Origin of the sequence: Pseudomonas sp. NPDC012596 (assembly GCF_042902325.1) — a bacterium.
In the GTDB taxonomy this organism is placed as follows: Bacteria; Pseudomonadota; Gammaproteobacteria; order Pseudomonadales; family Pseudomonadaceae; genus Aquipseudomonas.
Genome location: NZ_JBIBEB010000012.1, coordinates 70,798 through 88,455 on the forward strand (window position 1 = coordinate 70,798; position 17,658 = coordinate 88,455).

The 17,658-nt window shown below is 63.8% G+C and carries 14 protein-coding genes and 1 tRNA gene; 6 read left to right on the top strand and 9 right to left on the bottom strand.

The features are described from left to right. Nucleotides 1-149: 149 nt before the first annotated feature. The 3 genes from mksF to mksB are packed head-to-tail and all read right to left on the bottom strand — an operon-like array spanning nt 150 to nt 4,952. A complete protein-coding gene (gene mksF, locus ACFY68_RS15920; protein WP_387528989.1) occupies nt 150-2,981 on the bottom strand; it encodes an Mks condensin complex protein MksF in 2,832 nt (943 codons plus the stop codon). Further along, the gene (mksE, locus tag ACFY68_RS15925) at nt 2,978-3,685 is read right to left on the bottom strand and encodes an Mks condensin complex protein MksE (protein ID WP_387528992.1); all 708 of its coding nucleotides are present in this window, start codon (nt 3,683-3,685) and stop codon (nt 2,978-2,980) included. Before mksE ends, mksF begins: the two co-directional genes overlap by 4 nt. Further along, a complete protein-coding gene (mksB, locus tag ACFY68_RS15930; protein WP_387528995.1) occupies nt 3,675-4,952 on the bottom strand; it encodes an Mks condensin complex protein MksB in 1,278 nt (425 codons plus the stop codon). Before mksB ends, mksE begins: the two co-directional genes overlap by 11 nt. 287 nt (nt 4,953-5,239) lie before the next feature. Between mksB and ACFY68_RS15935 the strand changes: the two genes are divergently transcribed. The 3 genes from ACFY68_RS15935 (at nt 5,240) to ACFY68_RS15945 (ending at nt 7,513) form a co-directional block, all read left to right on the top strand. After that, a complete protein-coding gene (locus ACFY68_RS15935) occupies nt 5,240-6,028 on the top strand; it encodes an energy transducer TonB (RefSeq protein WP_387528998.1) in 789 nt (262 codons plus the stop codon). Continuing rightward, a complete protein-coding gene (rimI, locus tag ACFY68_RS15940) occupies nt 6,025-6,480 on the top strand; it encodes a ribosomal protein S18-alanine N-acetyltransferase (protein WP_387529001.1) in 456 nt (151 codons plus the stop codon). The genes ACFY68_RS15935 and rimI overlap by 4 nt, the downstream gene beginning before the upstream one ends. Before the next feature lie 451 nt (nt 6,481-6,931). Beyond that, nucleotides 6,932-7,513, top strand: a complete 582-nt coding sequence (locus ACFY68_RS15945; protein WP_387529004.1) for a D-Ala-D-Ala carboxypeptidase family metallohydrolase — start codon at nt 6,932-6,934, stop codon at nt 7,511-7,513. Here the strand turns inward: ACFY68_RS15945 and ACFY68_RS15950 are convergent. Further along, nucleotides 7,453-8,367: a LysR substrate-binding domain-containing protein gene (locus ACFY68_RS15950; RefSeq protein ID WP_387529007.1), complete on the bottom strand. Its 915-nt coding sequence runs from the start codon at nt 8,365-8,367 to the stop codon at nt 7,453-7,455. The genes ACFY68_RS15945 and ACFY68_RS15950 overlap by 61 nt on opposite strands. A gap of 232 nt (nt 8,368-8,599) precedes the next feature. Here ACFY68_RS15950 and ACFY68_RS15955 point away from each other — a divergent pair, with 232 nt between their 5' ends. Then, complete coding sequence (locus tag ACFY68_RS15955; protein ID WP_387529010.1) at nt 8,600-9,211, top strand: LysE family translocator; 612 nt, start codon at nt 8,600-8,602, stop codon at nt 9,209-9,211. Between the two features lie 70 nt (nt 9,212-9,281). On the opposite strand, the gene ACFY68_RS15960 is transcribed toward ACFY68_RS15955, so the two are convergent. Together ACFY68_RS15960 and ACFY68_RS15965 are read right to left on the bottom strand one after the other, a co-directional pair. After that, nucleotides 9,282-9,358 (bottom strand) — tRNA-Met (locus ACFY68_RS15960). Nucleotides 9,359-9,453: 95 nt separating this feature from the next. Next, a complete protein-coding gene (locus ACFY68_RS15965) occupies nt 9,454-10,386 on the bottom strand; it encodes a FecR family protein (RefSeq protein ID WP_387529012.1) in 933 nt (310 codons plus the stop codon). Between the two features lie 178 nt (nt 10,387-10,564). Here ACFY68_RS15965 and ACFY68_RS15970 point away from each other — a divergent pair, with 178 nt between their 5' ends. Further along, complete coding sequence (locus tag ACFY68_RS15970; RefSeq protein ID WP_387529015.1) at nt 10,565-11,776, top strand: MFS transporter; 1,212 nt, start codon at nt 10,565-10,567, stop codon at nt 11,774-11,776. 428 nt (nt 11,777-12,204) lie between these two features. Further along, entirely contained in the window at nt 12,205-13,365 is a 1,161-nt protein-coding gene (locus ACFY68_RS15975) for an MFS transporter (RefSeq protein WP_387529018.1), read from the top strand. 185 nt (nt 13,366-13,550) lie between these two features. On the opposite strand, the gene ACFY68_RS15980 is transcribed toward ACFY68_RS15975, so the two are convergent. The 3 genes from ACFY68_RS15980 to ACFY68_RS15990 all read right to left on the bottom strand — a co-directional run bounded on the left by ACFY68_RS15980 (nt 13,551) and on the right by ACFY68_RS15990 (nt 17,579). Further along, nucleotides 13,551-16,025 (bottom strand): TonB-dependent siderophore receptor, encoded by a 2,475-nt coding sequence (locus tag ACFY68_RS15980; RefSeq protein WP_387529021.1) that lies wholly within the window; start codon nt 16,023-16,025, stop codon nt 13,551-13,553. A gap of 95 nt (nt 16,026-16,120) precedes the next feature. After that, the gene (locus tag ACFY68_RS15985; protein ID WP_387529024.1) at nt 16,121-17,077 is read right to left on the bottom strand and encodes a FecR domain-containing protein; all 957 of its coding nucleotides are present in this window, start codon (nt 17,075-17,077) and stop codon (nt 16,121-16,123) included. Further along, nucleotides 17,064-17,579, bottom strand: coding sequence for a sigma-70 family RNA polymerase sigma factor (locus ACFY68_RS15990; RefSeq protein ID WP_387529027.1), 516 nt, complete (start codon nt 17,577-17,579; stop codon nt 17,064-17,066). The genes ACFY68_RS15985 and ACFY68_RS15990 overlap by 14 nt, the downstream gene beginning before the upstream one ends. Nucleotides 17,580-17,658: the final 79 nt, after the last annotated feature.

The following is a 17,658-nucleotide window of genomic DNA, read 5'->3' on the forward strand; positions in this document are numbered from 1 at the left end:
TATCACTGCCCTTGAAGGCTGTGGAGATCCCTGTGGGAGCCGGCTTGCCAGCTCCCACAGGGTTATCACTGCTCTTGAAGGCTGTGGAGATCCCTGTGGGAGCCGGCTTGCCGGCGAAAGGGCCGCAAAGCGGCCCCATTACTCCAGACTCAGGCCAACTCCTCAGCCTGATCCTTGCGCACAACCGCCTTCTCCACATCCCGTGGGCTGATGAACTTCCAGTCCGCTTCGTCGATGTAGATGCCATTCGGCCCGCTACCGCCTTCCAGGTCGATCGCCACGTGCGCCGACACCTGCGGCTTCACGCTCGCCAGAATCGGCACGAAGCCCAGCTGCAGACTGGTCTCCAGCAGTGCCGCCTGGTTGCGTTCGTCGATGTCCGCCGCTTCGTCCAGGTAGTACGGCAGGCGAATGCGCCCGGCCAGGTCGCGGTCCATCAGGTGCAGCAACAAGTACATGTTGGTCAGCGCCTTGATGGTCATGGTGGTGCCGTTGGACGCGGCGCCGTCGATGTCGGCGTGGATCACCGGCTGGCTGTTGATCTTGGTGATCTCGAACGCGAGCTCGAACAGGTCTTTGAGGCCCAACTGGTTATGGTTGGCCGCCACCAGCCGTGCCAGGTATTCCTTGGCCTCTTCGTTCTTGTGGTCCTGGTCCGAGTTCTGCGTCAGGTCGAATACCGACAGGGTCTCGCCTTCCTCGTACTGGCCGGCGCTGTGGATGATCTGGTCGATATGCTTGAGCGCTTCCTTGTTCGGCGCCAGCACCACGCGGAAGCTCTCCAGGTTGGACACTTGGCGCTTGTTGATCTCGCGGTTGAACAGGGCCAGCTGGTGCTCGAGGCTGTCGTAGTCGCTGCGGATGTTGCGCAGGGTCCGGGCAATGTCGGTGACCGCGGCGCGGCGCGCCTTGGCCAGGGTCAGGGCTTCGTCGGTGCGGTGCGCGTAAGCGTTCACCAGCAGCTGCAGGCGGCGCTCCATGTCGTCTTCGCTGTCGAACTTGGCCACGCCCTTCAGGCGCACCTGGGCGTACAGCGCCTCGATCTGGTTGTCGACGCGCTGCAAGCCCTGCCAGCTGTCCTGGTAGTCGTTGAGCAGCGGCAGCAGGTTGTCCATGGAGTCATCGACCGCCTCCATGAACGGCGTGCCGAACGGCAGGTCGGCCGGTAGCAGTTGGCGACGGCGCAAGGCGTCTTCCAGCGTGCGCTGTTTGGACTCCAGGTCGCCGATCTGGCGGCCGACCAGTTGCAGCTTGGCCGACAGTTGCTGAACGCGTTCGGTGAAGGCATCGCTGGAGCGCTTTAGCTCGTCCTGGGCGGCTTCCAGCTGCGCCAGTTGCTCCAGCTTCTCGGGTTCTTCAGCGGCCAGGGTTTCGCTGCGGCGGTAGTCTTCCAGGGCCTTCTGGGCATCCAGCACCTGTTGGTAGAGGGCTTCGGTCTGCGCCTTGGAGGCGGTGCGGTCTGCGGCTACCGACTGCTGGGTCTTGAGCTGCTTGAGCTCGCGCTCCAGGCGGTCCTTCTGATCGCGCAGGGCGGCGCGGTCGGCCAAGGCCTGCAGGGCGGGCGGGTCGATATGGGAGATATCTATGGAAATGCCCGGGGCCTCGAAACGCTCGCCCTTGAAGCCATCGAGTACCGCTTCCAGCGATTTTACCCACAGGTCGCTGTCGTCCAGCTCGATGCCGCGGTCGCCCAACGGCAGGCTGAACAGCGCGCCGTTGAACAGGCGCATCAGGCGGTCGACGTCGGCCTGCGAGAACTCTTCGCGCAGGCGGGCATAGCTGTTGTTGTCGGCGTGGTCGAGTTGCTGCTTGACCTGCTTCATGCGTTTTTCCAGGTCACGCACGCGCTCGTCGAGGTCTTCGGCGGAGAACTGTCGCGATTGCGCCAGGGCACCGGCCAGTTCGTCGTGTGCATCCTTGGCCGCCAGCAGTTGCTGTTCGAGGACCTTGACGTCGTCGACCAGGGCGAAGCGGTGCTTGAGCACCGACAGCTCGCCGAGCCAGCGCTGGATGCCCGTGATTTCACGCTCCAGGCGCATCAGCTCCTGGGTGCCGCCGCGCTGGTCGTTCTGCAGCCGGTCTTGCTCGCCACGGAAGTGCTCGGCCTGGATCACCAACTCTTCCTTGCGCGCCATGGCGTATTCCTGCCAGGTGCCCAACAGGTTATCGAGCAGCGGCGAAAGGCGGTGCAACTTGCCGCGCAGGATGTCGCGCTGGGCCACGCCGCCGGCCAGGGCCTCGACCAGCGGGCCGGCGGCGACGAGGGCGTTGTAGTCCTGCTCCATGCGGCGCACGTCGCGGAAGGCTTCTTCGCAGGCGGCAATGTAGTCGACGCTGCCGGAGCGCAGGCTGTGCTCGAAGGCGTCGAGGAACAGCTGCTTGAGCTTGGCGGCGGTGATTTCGCGCATGTGCAGCAGGTTGATGAACAGTGCGCGGAATGTCTTGAGGCTCTGCTCGCTGGTCGAGCGCAGCGGGATCATGGTCAGGTCCAGCGGCACCGACGTGTGGCCGCCGACCAGCAGCCGGCGCAGTTCATCCGGCTTGAGCTCGTAGGCCTTCAGGCCCAGGCGCTCGAGGTTGGTGAACAGCTCTTTCTGGCGCAGGCAGGTGTCGTTCTTCTGGTAGTGGGCCAGGTCCAGCTCGCCTTTGTAGGCGAAGAACTGGTGGCCGAAACCGCCGCCCGGGCCGCGGCCGACCACGCCGACCACGTGCGGGCCGTGGGGCAGGTTCAGTTCGCAAAGGATGTAAGAGGTGTCGCTGGCGAAGTAGAAACGGCGCGACTGCTCCAGGCTGTACTTGCCGAAGCTCATGTCGGACATGCGTGCCAGGATCGGGAACTGCAGGGCATTGATCGACGCCGACTTGCCCAGGTTGTTGGCGCCGTAGACCGACAGCGGGTGTTCCAGCGGGAACAGGCCAAGGCTGTAGCCGGCGGTGTTGAGCAGTGCGAAGCGGCGGATGCCGTAGCGTTCCTGGCTCATGCGTCAATCTCCTGTTGCTCTTCGCGGATGGCCCGGGCCAAGGCCTCTTCTTCGCTTTCGTCGATTTCAAACGGCGCCAGGTCGAGCGGGTCGTCCGTGCGCGCCAGTTCTTCCGGGCTTTCTTCTTCGACCAGCACCGGGGTTGGCAGCGGCAGGTCGCTGTGCAGGGTGGCGGCCAGGTCGCGGTCCTGCTGCACCGACAGGCACACGTCGAGGAAGCGGTGCATCGGCGGCAGGAAGCGGTAGATGCCGCCTTCTTCGTGGGCGAAGCCGAGCTGGGTCATGCGGCGCATGATCTTTTCTTCCAGCTCGTCGACGGTCTGCACTTCGGCCTGCAGGAACAGGTCGCGGTACTTTTCCAGCAGCGACGGCAGCTCGTCGCGGCCAATGCTGCCGCCGTCGAGCACGGCCATCGGGTCGCGGCCCTGGTCGGCCAGGTGTTCGACCAGGATGAAGGTGAACAGCGAAAGGCGCTGGGCGGTCTTGTTGACCTGCGCTGCGGCCTGCTCGGGGACGAAGTAGTAGAAGCCGCGGGTATCGCACACCAGCTCGAAGCCCAGGGCCTTGAACAGGGTGCGGTACTGGTCCTGGAAGTTCGACAGCTGGGCGTACAGCTCGGGGTCGCGGCGGCTGACATGGAACCCTTTGAACAGCTCGCGAAAGATCGGCGCGAGCTGGGACAGTTCGGAAAGATCAAGATGCATTGGCTGGGCTCGCGTTGGTTTCAGGTGGCGCTTCGCGGCTGGAGGTCAGGGCGAACGAGCGCAGGCTGACCAAGTGTTCCTGGGTGGTGTATTCGCGGCGTTCGAGGCGTTCGCGCTTGAAGCGCTTCTCGCGCGACAGGCGCGAGAACCAGTACAGCAGTTCGTCGGTGGCGCCTTCGGGCTCCTGGTCCAGCAGCCAGACCATCAGGTCGGGCAGCGGCAGGGCATTCTCGCAGCGTTCGAGCATTTCTTTGACCGTGCGTGGCGCACGCGGCAGCGGGCCGTTCTGGGTCTTGTGCGCCTTGGGGAACTTGGCCGGTTTCGGCTCGAAGCGGGCGAGGGCGTAGACATACGCCTCGACCTGGCTGGCACTGCCGAGGAAGGTGCTTTGCGGGCGGGTGAACAGCGGCATGGCTGCGTGCGGCACGGCATCGATGCCTTTGCGGCGGATCACCGACAGGGCCAGCGCCGCGCCGCGGGTCACGGCGTTGTGCCGGCGCGCTTCTTCGCGCAGCGGCAGCAGCAGTTCGCGGGCGTGGCGCAGGGTCAGCTGGGCGCTGGTCTGCATCTCGAGGATGCGCGCGTGGGTGCGCAGCAGCATGTCGTCGTCGACCAGGTGGCCCAGGCGCGCCTGTTCGCCCAGCAGCTTCAGCAGCACGGTCTCGACCTTGCGCACGCCTTGTTCGAAGGCGCCGTCGGCGTTGACCAGCTGGATCATCGGCTCGACGTATTCATCCCACGTCGCCAGTACCTCGGCATAACGCTGGCGCAACGGGATCTGGCGGTTGCTGGTCTTGGCCCGTTCGGCCACGGCCACCAGCGCCTGTTCGTCGTTGTCGAGTTTCTTGAGTACGTCGCGCACGCGCATGTCGAGCAGGCGCAATTGGCGCGCCAGGTCGTCGCTGTCGCGGTTGTCGAAGGCATCCTGGATATGCCCGGCAAGGCGCTCCAGGTGGCGCAGGTAGGCCTCGATCTCCAGGCACAGGCCCAGGCGGTGCTCGCGGCGCAGGTAGGCGAGGAAATCGTGGATCTGGGCGTTGAGCTCGAAGCGGTTCGGGCTCTTGGCCACCGGCACCAGGATATCCAGGCGGATCCACACGTCGAGCAGCTGGGTGATGTCCTGCGGCGTGCTTTCCACTTGCTGGCGGCCCAGTTGCTGGCGCAGTTCGACCAGGCTCAGGGTGCCTTGGTCGAAACGCTCGCACAGCGGCTCGATCAGGGCCCAGTGTTCAGCTAGGGCGCGCAGGACGCGCTTGGGTTCGATCATTGGCGTCTACTCGTTGCCAAGTAAAAAGGGGGCGATTGTACTGCATCCCGGGGGGAGGATTTCACCCCTTGGTCTGTAATGAGGAGTTACCCCTGATTTTGCTAAGGGATTCACTGGCCTCATCGCCGGCAAGCCGGCTCCCACAGGTACGCCACCGAGCCCTGTGGGAGCCGGCTTGCCGGCGATGAGGCCCCTGCATGCCGCAATTTTCTGCCGACCAGTTGCGGCGCTCGCCTGCCAACAGCGTTAGAATGCGCGATTGATTCAACCCTCCGGATACCCGTGCCTTGCTGACCGAGTCCCGCCGCCGCGCCTACCTTTCCGCCATGCAAGTGGTGCATTGGCTGCCGCGCGCCGAACTGCCGTTCGCCGCCCCGTCGCGCCCCGAGCTGCTGTTGCCGCAGGTGCCGGTCGAGGAAGCCGAATTCGAGATCAGGCCATCCGCACCGGCCGTCCACGACGCGCCGCCGGTACCGCAGGCGCGCTCCGGCGAGCGGCCGAAAATCGAAATCCCGCGCCCGGGCAACACGCCAAAGCCTGTGGCCAAACCGGTCGAGCCCGAGGCGCAGGCCCGCGCGCCACGTCCGGCCCTGGTGCCACCGCCGCGCTTTTCGCTGCAACTATTGCGCGCTGGCAGTTGCCTGCTACTGGTCGAGCTGGCCACCGGCCAACCGTTCCAGAGCCGCGACCCGTCCTACCTGCTGCTCAAGGACATGCTGCGCGCCGCTGGCTTGCCCGACGCTCCGCAAATCATCGGCGAGCCGGTGCGCTGGCCGCTGCTGGTGCGCGGCAACATGGACCAGGGCCCGGACGCTGCGCGAGATTTCGTCAAAGGCTTCATCCAGGCGCGCCTCGAAGAAACCCCTTGCAGTTGCCTGTGGCTGATCGGCCTGCCGGCCCTGCGCTTTGCCGCCAGTGCCGACACCGAAGCGTATTACCAAGTACTGAAGCTCGACGGCCTGGGCGACGCCTGGGCGTTGCCGGGCCTTGAATTGTTGATGGACGAGCCGCACCGCAAGGCGGACGTCTGGCAAGCGATGCGCCAGCTGATGGCGCGCTGGAAGAGCGTTGAATGAGTGAATCGATCAGTTTCCGCCCCATGACCGAGGCGGATCTGGATGCCGTGCTTAAGATCGAATATGCCGCGTTCAGCCATCCCTGGACCCGCGGGATCTTCCAGGATGCGCTCAAATCCTACGAAGTGTGGTTGATGTTCGATGGTCAGCAGCAAGTCGGCCATGGCGTGATCAACGTGATCATCGATGAGGCGCACCTGCTGAACATTACCGTCAAGCCGGAGAGCCAGGGGCGGGGCATGGGCCTGCGCTTGCTCGAACATTTGATGGCGCGGGCGTATCAGCTCAATGGGCGGGAGTGCTTCCTGGAGGTGCGGGCCAGCAACCAGTCGGCGTACCGGTTGTATGAGCGGTACGGCTTCAACGAGATCGGCCGCCGGCGGGATTACTATCCGGTGGCGGGTGGGCGCGAGGATGCGCTGGTGATGGCTTGTACGTTGTTTGAAGAGTGACCTGCTTTGTCGACTGGCTGTGGGCATTTGCAGGGCGATGATGCACGTCTTGATTCTTGTAGCGTTGTCTAAATCGAGCGCCGCCCGCGGGGCGCATCGCGGATAAATCCGCTCCTACATTTGTTGCAACGCGCCGTTCCAGTCAGGCCATGGTTGTTCGTCTCGGTGCATGGCTGAAGACCTGCGGGGCGGCGGCAGCGCCAGCCGAAATTTCGCGCCGTACCAACAAGGCTGACGACTATGGCCTATCAGGCCATGGCGCGTTGCAACAAATGTAGGAGCGGATTTATCCGCGATGCGCCGCGCGGGCGGCGCTCGATCTCCAACCCTCCCAAAACATACCTTCGTGCACCTAGCTGCCCCACGCACTCCCAGGCGTACCTGGGTCAGTCCTAACCATGCTTAACTCTTTTCAGGCCGCCAGGGTTGGCGACGGTGCTCAGGAGCAGTAATGAAAAGTGCAAAAGGCTGGCTGCTGGCGTTGGCGTTGATCGCAGGTGCGGCGCAGGCGGATGAGCGCGACCTGTGGATGTTCGCGCAATGGGCCGGGGATCATCAGACCCGGCCTTTTCGCGAGATGCTGGTGGGTGCCCGCCTGTATGGCGTAGTGCCGATTCACCAATTGCTGCGCTCGGCCTCGGACTGGCGGCTGTGCAAGGCTTCACCCTTCGCAGTGCCACCGCCCGGCAACTGGCCTGCGGTGCGTTCCACGCTGGCGCTGATCAAGACACTGGATGACGAGGGTATCCTGCGCCAGTTCGAAGTGGTCTCGGCCTACCGCGATCCAAGCCTCAACCGCTGCGCCGGCGGCGCCGTGGGCAGTGCCCATACCCGAGCGTTCGCGGTCGATATCCTGCTGCCGGCCTGGGCTGACCCCAACCCGTTGTGTAGCTTCTGGCAGCGGCATGGCCAGGCCTGGAACATGGGCCTGGGGCGTTACCCGTCAGGCCGTATCCATGTCGACACCGCGGGTTATCGCACCTGGGGCGGCGATGGCAGTGCGGGGTCGTCGTTCTGCAGCAGGCCCAGCTGAGCAAGGCAGGCCTGGCTTTCGCCAATCACCCATTCGGCAAAGCGCTGGCGCTTGCCGCCGTCATCCAGCGGGTGCGGGCTCAGCAGGTGATAAGCGGAGCCATCGCGCAGGAAACCGAACGGCGCTGCTAGCTGGCCGCTGTCGAGTTCGTCACGCACCATCAGTGCCGAGGCAATGCTCAAGCCCAGGCCGGCGCTGGCTGCCTGCAGTGACAGGTAGAAATGTTCGTAGTCGCTGCGCTGGCTGTGCCGCGCCTGCTGGCCGCTCAGGCGCAGCCAGGCAGGCCACGCGCTCGGCCGGGTGTTGCTGTGCAGCAAGCGCTGGCCGTCGAGCGCGGTACTGCCATCGCGGTTGACCGGGCCAATCCATTCATCGCAGATCCTTAAAGTGTGCAGCGCGGGTGGCCAGTGGAAGTCATCGCGGCGCAGCGCCAGGTCGACGCCGCTGCGCGCAAAGTCCATTGGCCCGCCGGCGGCCACCAGATGCAGCTGCAGGTCCGGGTGAGCGGCATGAAAGCGGGGCAGGCGCGGGATCAGCCAGCGCATGGCGATGGTCGGTTCGCACGAGAGCACCAGCACATTGTCGCGTTCCTGCTGCTGCAGGCGCTGCACTGCGCCTTCCAGCTGCTCGAAAATGGCCTGGGTTGTGCCCTGCAGTGCGCGGCCCGCCGGGGTCAGGAAGATCGCCCGGTTGCGCCGCTCGAACAGTGCGATGCCAAGGCTTTCTTCAAGCAGGCGCACCTGACGGCTGACGGCGCCATGGGTAACGTGCAGGCGCTCGGCGGCGCGCACGAAGCTCTCGGTCTCGGCGGCGATGTCGAAGTAACGAAAGGCGGTGAGGGGTGGCAGTTTCATGGGCTTCATGGTTGCCAGTGCGGGCCTCTTCGCGGGGCAAGCCTCACACCACCTTGGGTAATTGTAAGGGCTGTGTGGGAGCGGGCTTGCCCCGCGACGGGCGGGCACGGGCAATAAACCTCTGTGAGAAAAGCTAGCGGATTTGCTTCACTATAAATCGATTTTCCACCATTTGTTGGGCCTCGATAATGCGTACATCTGTGCATTTTCATCGTCTATCGAGGACCCACCCGTGACCGAACTGCTTGCCGTCGCTCTATTCACGCTTCTGGCCGTCATCAGCCCTGGGGCCGATTTCGCCATGGTTACCCGCAGCAGTTATGCACAAGGCCGCAAGGCCGGGTTGGCGGCAGCGGTGGGCATTGCCCTGGGGGTGCAGGTGCATGTGCTGTACACGGTGCTGGGCATCGCCGTAATCATCAGCCAGAGCCCTTTGCTATTCCTGGCCATGAAGGTGCTCGGGGCGGGGTACCTGATCTACCTGGGTTACCAGTCGCTGACCAACACCGCGCGCATCAGCCTTGAAGGGCAGCCATCGGCCACCGGGCTGCTTCCGGCACTGCGCACAGGGTTCCTCACCAATGCCTTGAACCCCAAGACCATGCTCTTCGTCGTAAGCGCCTACACCCAGGTCGTGCAGCCGGGCACACCGCTGGGGTTGGATTTCGCCTACGGAGCATTCATGTCATTTGCCCATTGGGTGTGGTTCAGCCTGGTGGCGGTGTTCTTCTCGAGTGCGGGGTTGCGCAAGGCAATGATCGAGCGGCAGGTTTTGGTCGACCGGGTGATCGGTGTGGCGCTGATTGGCTTGGGGCTGGCGGTGGTGGTAGCTGGTGTACGTTGAGGGGAGGGGCGCTGAGCTTTATCGAGGGCAAAAGAAAAGGGCCTACCTTGCGGTAAGCCCTTTTCAAGTTTGGTGGCTACACAGGGACTTGAACCCCGGACCCCAGCATTATGAATGCTATGCTCTAACCAACTGAGCTATGTAGCCGATGGCGCGCATTATTCGCTTGTGAGGCCCCTGTGTCAACACTCATTTCAAAAAAAATTTGCACGCTTTCAAAAACTTAGCCGCCAAGCCCGATTTTATTGGACGATCAGCCACTGCCCGAGCACGGCGTGCACTTGCAATCGCTGTTCGCTAGCCAGTGCGTCGAGGGTTTCGCCGGGCCGGTCGAGGTTGAAGTCACCGCTCACGCGCCGATACGCCGTTTGTTCATCCATCAGCCATACGCGGCGGCCCTGGTAGCTGGCGAGGCGCTCGATCACCTGACCCAAGGGCATGTCGCTGGCACGAAGGTGGCCAGTACGCCAGGCGTCTGCGGTTTTGACATCGACTTTTTGCACAGGGTTGATACGTGCTTCGGTGAATATTACCCGTTCGCCGGCCGACACCATGCGTTGATCGCCCCCCTGAACGATCATGGCCTTGCCGTTGAGCACCACCAGTTCGTCGTGATCGGCGTGGCGGGCCACCATCAGGCGGGTGCCGAATACCTGAATGCGGGCATCGTCCACCTGCACTTCCAGGGCGCGGCCGTCTAGCATCACTTCCAGGTAGACCTGGCCCTGCACCAGATGCAGCAGCCGCGTGCGCCCTCGCAGGTCGACATTTATCGCGCTGGCGCTGTCCAGGTGCAGCGTCGAGCCGTCGGCCAGGCGCAGGCTGCGCCGTTCGCCCGCGTCGGTGTGCAACTCACTGCCCAGGCGTTGCAGCAGCGGCCAGTACACATACGCCAGCACCGCCAAGGCTGTCAGAAACAGCAAGGCCAGCGCTTTGCTCAAGTGGCTGCGGCGGGCACTGACAAGGCGTGGCCGCGGCCGTGCTGGCGGCACCTGCAGTTGCTGCCAACAGGCCTCCAGCTCGGCATAGGCGTGCGCGTTGAGCGGGGCCTGGCACCAAACGGCGAACGCCTGGCGCTCGCGTTCAGTGCAGCCGGGTTGGCGCAGCCGGGAGAACCATTCTAGTGCTTCCTGCTGAGGGTCAGCCTGAATCTGCGTGGCGGGCATCGGGCTCATAAGGATGTGCTCGCGAAAGGGCGGTTTCGCCCAACGATTACGGGAAAATTAGTCCGAGGATGCTAAATATATTGAGAACCATTTACAAGTACGCGGTGACGGAGGGATAAAAAGGTAGCTATGTATCCATTTGTTTCCTGATAATCGGATCCCAACCCTGCGGACGGAAATCAAGCTCATGGCCATCAGCAGCACCTCCACCGCCAGCACCGGCTCGGCTAGCCAAGCCAACCCGCTGGTGATGCGCATCATCACCTTCTGCGCGCTGGCGCACCTGATCAATGACCTCATTCAGTCGGTGCTGCCGGCGATCTACCCGATGCTCAAGGCCAACTACGACCTGAGTTTCGCCCAGATCGGCCTGATCACCCTGACCTTCCAGATCACCGCCTCGCTGCTGCAACCCTGGGTGGGCTTTTTCACCGACCGTCGCCCAACGCCGAACTTGTTGCCGCTCGGCACCCTGTGCACGTTGGTGGGGATCGTCATGCTGGCCTTCGTTGGCAGCTTCCCTATGATTCTGCTGGCCTCGGCGCTGGTGGGGATCGGCTCGTCGACCTTCCACCCGGAGACTTCGCGTATTGCGCGCCTGGCCTCGGGCGGGCGTTTCGGGCTGGCGCAGTCGACCTTTCAGGTGGGCGGCAACGCAGGCTCAGCCTTTGGCCCGTTACTGGCGGCCGCCATCGTCATCCCGTTCGGCCAGACCCACGTCGCCTGGTTCGGCGTAGCCGGGCTGCTGTTCTTTGCCGTGACCCTGATGCTGCGCCGCTGGTACACCGAGCACCTTAGCCAGGCCAAGGCGCGCAAGGCGGTGCAGGCCAGCCATGGCATCTCGCGCAAGCGGGTGATCGCGGCGCTGATCGTGCTGGGCCTGCTGGTGTTCTCCAAATACTTCTACATGGCCAGTTTCACCAGCTACTTCACCTTCTACCTGATCGAGAAATTCGACCTGTCGGTGGCCAGCTCGCAGCTGCACCTGTTCCTGTTCCTGGGCGCGGTGGCGGCGGGTACCTTCTTTGGCGGGCCAATCGGTGACCGCATCGGGCGCAAGGCGGTGATCTGGTTCTCGATCCTCGGTGTAGCGCCGTTCACGCTGGCGCTGCCGTATGCCGACCTGTTCTGGACCACCGTGCTGAGCGTGGTGATCGGTTTCATCCTAGCGTCGGCATTCTCGGCGATCGTGGTGTATGCTCAGGAGCTGGTGCCAGGCAGCGTGGGCATGATTGCCGGGATCTTCTTCGGCCTGATGTTCGGCTTCGGCGGCATTGGTGCGGCGTTGCTGGGGTACCTGGCGGACTTGCGCGGCATCGAGTACGTGTATGGGTTGTGCTCGTTCCTGCCATTGTTCGGCTTGTTGGCGGTGTTTCTGCCAAATACCGGTAAGCGCTGAGATTGATGGGCTGCTTTGCAGCCCATTCGCGGGGCAAGCCCGCTCCCACAGGAGCCCGGCTGAATCCAGGGTCAGCACTGAACCTGTGGGAGCGGGCTTGCCCCGCGAATGGGCCACGCAGCGGCCCCGGCAATTGACGGCTCAAGCTGGCTTGGCCTAGAGTGCCGCCTCTTTTCATCCACCTGCGTAGTAGCCAAAGCAATGCGCCGTAACCAGTCCCTCCCACATGCTCGCCAGCCTGCCTTGCAGGCCATGCGTCGTGCGTGGCCGAGCGATACGGTGCTCAAGCGTCGCCGCAGCGTGCTGTTTGCGTTCACCTTTTCACCACACCTCGTTCTGAACTGACCTGCGCCTTTGCGTCGTCCGCCTTCCGGCGTGCGCGTGGGCGCCTGTAACTGCGCGTCTTTTCAGTTTGCTAGGAGTGGTACATGAACATGCGTTTGCTGGCGGGCCTTCTGTTCGCCGTGTCGGTGGTCGGCTTCAGCCTGGGGGCCAGCCTGCCGCTGGTGTCGTTGCGTTTGCATGAGGCCGGTGCCGGCACCTTGCAGATCGGTATCATCTCGGCCATTCCCGCTGCGGGCATGATGCTTTCGGCATTCATGGTCGACGCCTGTTGCCGCCACCTGACCCGCCGCACCATCTACCTGCTCAGCTTCAGCCTGTGTACCGTCAGCATCGCGTTACTCGAATCCGCGTTCGGCTCGATCTGGCTGCTGGCCGCGCTGCGCCTGGGCCTGGGTATCGGCATGGGCATCGCGATCATCCTTGGCGAGTCTTGGGTCAACGAGCTGTGCCCTGACCACAACCGCGGCAAGATCATGGCGCTGTATGCCACCAGCTTCACCGGCTTTCAGGTACTGGGCCCGGCAATGCTCGCGGTGATCGGCGCCAACAGCCCGTGGATCACCGGTGTGGTGACCTTTTGCTATGGCCTGGCGCTGCTGTGCATCCTCTTCACGGTCCCCAACGACCACGTAGAGCACGGCGAAGAAGGCGAAAAAAGCTTCGGCCTGGCGGGTTTCTTCCGCGTGGCGCCGGCGTTGTGCGTGGCGGTGCTGTTCTTCTCTTTCTTCGATGCCGTGGTGCTGTCGCTGCTGCCGGTCTACGCCACCAGCCATGGCTTTGCCGTGGGTGTCGCGGCGCTGATGGTGACTGTGGTGTTCGCCGGCGACATGGTCTTCCAGCTGCCGCTGGGCTGGCTGGCCGACCGGGTCGAGCGTACCGGGCTGCACCTGGTCTGCGGGCTGGTGGCGATGGCGATCGGTATTGCCTTGCCGTGGCTGTTGCAGATGACCTGGCTGCTGTGGCCGTTGCTGGTGGTGTTGGGCGCGGTGGCGGGGGGCATCTACACCCTGGCGCTGGTGCTGATCGGCCAGCGCTTCAAGGGCCAGGACCTGGTCACGGCCAATGCCAGCGTGGGCTTGCTGTGGGGCGTGGGCAGCCTGGTCGGGCCGCTGGTCAGCGGCGCGGCGATGGATGTGGCGCCGCATGGGTTGCCGATGGCGCTGGCGATCATGGCCGGGCTGTTTGTGTGTTTTGCGCGGCAGTCGTATCGGCGCGCGGGGAAGTTGCGGGCCGTGGCAGACTGAAATTCTGGTGCTGGCAGTGCTGGCCCTATCGCCGGCAAGCCGGCTCCCACAGTCATGGACCACCCCAAGGGTTGGATTGATGTCCAACTGCTTGGGGCAGTCCAGTCAAACCACCATTCTTGAGTGCAGTGGTGTACCTGTAGGAGCCGGCTTGCCGGCGATAGGGCGGGAGTTGTCAGCCTAAGTCAAAAGCTTCCGCGCAAGGTCACCGACACATTGCGCGGATCACCCCAGTAATACCCGGTCGGCGTCGGTGCCACCTGGCGGTAGTACTTCTTGTCGAAGATGTTGTTGGCGTTGAACTGCAACGAGTAATGCTCGTTGAAGCGATAGTTGACCATCGCGTTGTACACCGCATACCCCGACTGCGATGCCTCGACGTTGCCACTGCGGTTATAGATGTCGCTCTGCGCCTGCACACCGCCACCCACGGTCCAGGCCTGCAGCTCGCCCGGCAGGCGATAGCTGGTGAACAGCCGCAGCATGCGCTTGGGGTCGGTGGTGCGGATGGCGTTGCCGGTGTTGCTGGTGGTGTCCTTGAGGTATTCGGTGGTGTTGTAGGTGTAGCCACCGCTCACGTTCCAGCCTGGCAGCACTTCGCCGGAAATCTCCAGCTCGAAGCCCTGGCTGCGGTTCTTGCCGGCGGCCACTTTGCAATAGCCCGAGGTGTAGTTGGGCAGGCAAGGGTTGGGCCCGCTCACGTCATCCAGGGCGTTGCCAACCTGGTAAATACGAAAGAACGCCAGCGAGGTGTTCAGCCGCCCCTCGTAGAACTCGCCCTTGATGCCGGTCTCGTACGCCTCGCCGGTGGTCGGCTCCAAGACCGAGCCGCTGACGTCGGTGGCGGTCTGCGGGTTGAAGATTTCGGTATAGCTGGCGTAGGTGCTGAAGTTGTCGTTGAGGTCGTAGATCAGCGCTGCGTACGGCACGATCTTGTTGTCGACGCTGAAGGTGCCGTTCGACTTGGTGTTGTTTTCCTGCTCGTAGTCGTACCAGTTGGCACGTGCACCGATGATCGCGGTCAGCGGGTCGGCCAGGGAAATGCGCCAGGTGGCGTAGGCCGCTTCCTGTGTGGTGCGGGTACGCACCGGGTGTGCCGTGATGTTGATGTCCGGTTCGGCCAGGCTGGTCTTCGGGTCCCATTCGCGGATATCGAATACGCCCGAGGATACGAAGTTGGTCGCCGAGGCGTAGGAATCATTACGAATTCGCTCTACGCCTAGCATCAAGTCATGGGTACGGCCCAGCAGGTCGAACGGGCCATTGAGGGTGGCGCTGAGGTTGTTCTGCAGGCTCTCACCGCCATCGCCTTCGGTAACCTGATAGTTCATCAGGTAAGGGTTGTTGCCGGGGTTGGCGGCGCCGCTGGCGCGGGTGAAGTACGTCTGCTTGAAGCCGTTGTCGTCCAGCTCGAAGTGCGTGCGCTGGGCCATCAGCTTGAGCTTCCAGTCGTTGTCGAAACGGTGCTCGAGCTCGGCGAACGTCTGCAGGTTGCTGCGATCCCAACGGTTCCAGTCGGCGCCCAGGTAGGTGCTGCGGCCCAACGGCAGGGGCGAACCGTCGTAATCGGCGGGCAGGTTGCCCCAGGCGCCGGTGGCATCGAGCTTGGTCCATTCCAGGCCGGTGGTCAGGGTGGTGCTGTCTGTCAGGTCGAAAGCCAGCACACCGTAGAACACCTCTTTGCGTTCCTGGCGAGAATCCTGAAAGTGGTCCTTGTCATCGTGCACGGCGATCACCCGGCCACGCACGTTGCCGGTTTCGGTCAGCGGGCCGGAGATGTCGGCGACATAGCGCTGGGCATCCCATGAACCGAGGGTGACGCTGCCTTCACCCTGAAATTCGTGGGTGGGGCGCTTGCGCACCAGGTTGACGGTGCCGGACGGGTTGCCCGCGCCGCGGATCATGCCGGTGGCGCCACGCAGGATTTCGGCGCGGTCGATGATTGCCGAATCGCTCTGGATGAACGAGCCACCGCCGCTGCTTTGCACCACGGTGGCGCCGTCGTACTGGATGGCATCAATCGCGTAGCCGCGCGAGTAGTACTGCACGCGTTCGCTGTCGGTCAGGTTCACCACCACACCGGGGGTTTGCTCCAGCAGGTTGGTGAGGTTGGTGATGTTCTGGTCGTCGATGCGCTGGCGGGTGACCACCGTTACCGACTGCGGGGTACGGCGGATGCTTTGCGCGGTCTTGCCGATGGTCACTGCGCCAGTGGTGTATGACCCACTGTGCTCGGTGGTCTCGCCCAGGCTATTGCTGGAAATACTGGTAGCGCCCAGCTCCAGAGCACCGCCAGCGTCCATTGCCGGGATCAGCAAAAAGCTGTTGGGGCCTTCCTGTTGCACCTGCACGGCGCTGCCCTGCAGCAGGATGGCCAACGCCCGGGCAGCCTCGTGGGGGCCCTGTACGCCTTGGGTGGTCTTGCCTTGCAGGCTGTTCGCGTCGTACGACAGGTTCAAGCCGCCTTGCCGGGCAAATTGGTCCAGCGCCGGTGCCAATGGGCCCCCCGGGATGTTCCAGTCGATTTGCAGGTTCTGGCTGGCGGGCGCGGCTTGCACGTGCGCGGGCAGGGTGAAGGCACTGGCCAGGCCAAGGCCTAGCACGGCGCCGCGCACGGCATGGCGCAGCCTGTCGTTGCGGGGGGGACACGGGTGAATCATTGACCGCTCCTGAAGGTTTCTTGGACCACTTTTCGGGCTTTGTTCCTTCAGGCCGCACGAGAATGAGATTCCACCTCATTCTTTTTTGAAAATAATCAGGCAGCCCCGACGCTGACCCAATAGCGTGTGCGGTAGTCGATACGCACCGGGAGGCTGCGGGCGAGCAATTGCAGGATCTGTTCGGTGTCGCCAAGTTGGTAGGTGCCGGACACCTTCAGTTCGGCCACCTCGGGCGCGCAGCGCAACAAGCCCGGGCGGTAGCGCGCAAGCTCTGTGCAGAACTCGGCAAGTGGCATCTGCTGTACGCTGAGCACGCCATCGGTCCAGCCCCATGGGTCGCCATGCAGCGCGGCGGGCTGGTACTGCCCGCTCGGCGAAACTTGCAGGGCTTCGCCCGCGTGTACCAGGCGCGGCGAAGCGGAGGAGGGAAACAGCGTGGCTTCTCCACCGCGCACAGCCAACAGCAAGCCCTGGTCGTTCTCACGTAGCAGCAGTTGGGCGTCATGGGTGCGGAGTGCACCGACACGGGTGGTGATACGGAATGGTCGGTTGTCGCCGGGGTTGCTGGCCAGGCTGACTTCGCCGCGCAGCAGGGTCAGCTCGCGTTGCTCGGCGCTGAAGCGCAGGTCGATGGCGGTGGCTGTGTTGAGCTGGATCTGGCTGCCATCGCTGCCCTGTAACCGGCGGCGTTCGCCGGTGCCGGTGCTGCTGTCGGCCATCATTGCCGGCAGGCCCAAAGGTTCGCGCATGGCCCAGCCGAGGCCGCCGCCAACCGCCAGCACCGCCAACAGCTTGAGGTGGTCACGGCGGTTGATGCGCTGGCGCTGGGTGCCATCGAGGGTGCGACGGCTCAGTTCGGTGGGCAGCCCGGCCAGTTCGTCACTGAGGTTGCTCACCCTTTGCCAGGCTTGGGCATTGAGCGGGTGGCGGGCCAGCCATTGCTGAAACTGCTGTTCGGTTGCCGGGCTCGGGGTATCGAAGCGCAGTTTCACCAACCAATCGATGGCTTGGTCGACCTGCGCCTGTGCGGGTGCGCGATCAGAGCTCGGCATATCGCAACCGGTAGCAAACGCCCAAGGCTTTGGCCAAGTCGCGCTCGACGGTGGCACGCGATACTACGAGGCGCAGGGCGATCTGCGGGATGCTCAAGCCATCGAGCTGGGCCAACAGAAAGGCTTGGCGAGCGCGTGGCTTGAGCTGGTGCAGGGCGCGGTCGAGGCGTTCGAGCGAATCGAGAATCACCAGGCGGTGTTCCTCACTGGGCACTTCCCCTTCGGGCAGGTGAGCCAGGCTTTCCTGGTAGGCGCGTTCCAGGGCATGGCGGCGGAACTGGTCGATCATCAGGCCGCGGGCGATGCTGCTCAGGTAGGCGCGGGGTTCGCGCAGCGGCGAAACCTGGCGTGCGCGCAGCAGGCGCACGAAGGTGTCTTGCGCCAGGTCGGCGGCGTGTTCCTGGCAACCAACCCGGCTACGCAGCCAGCCGCGAAGCCACGCGTTATGGGACTGGTAGAGCAGGGCGACCTCGGCCGGTTTGAGCGTGTCGTTGATCTGCATCGTAGCGAAGGCCTGACCCCGAGAAACGTGTACGACTGTTAATGGTTCTCAATTCTATGCGGGGACAGTGGCGCGGAGC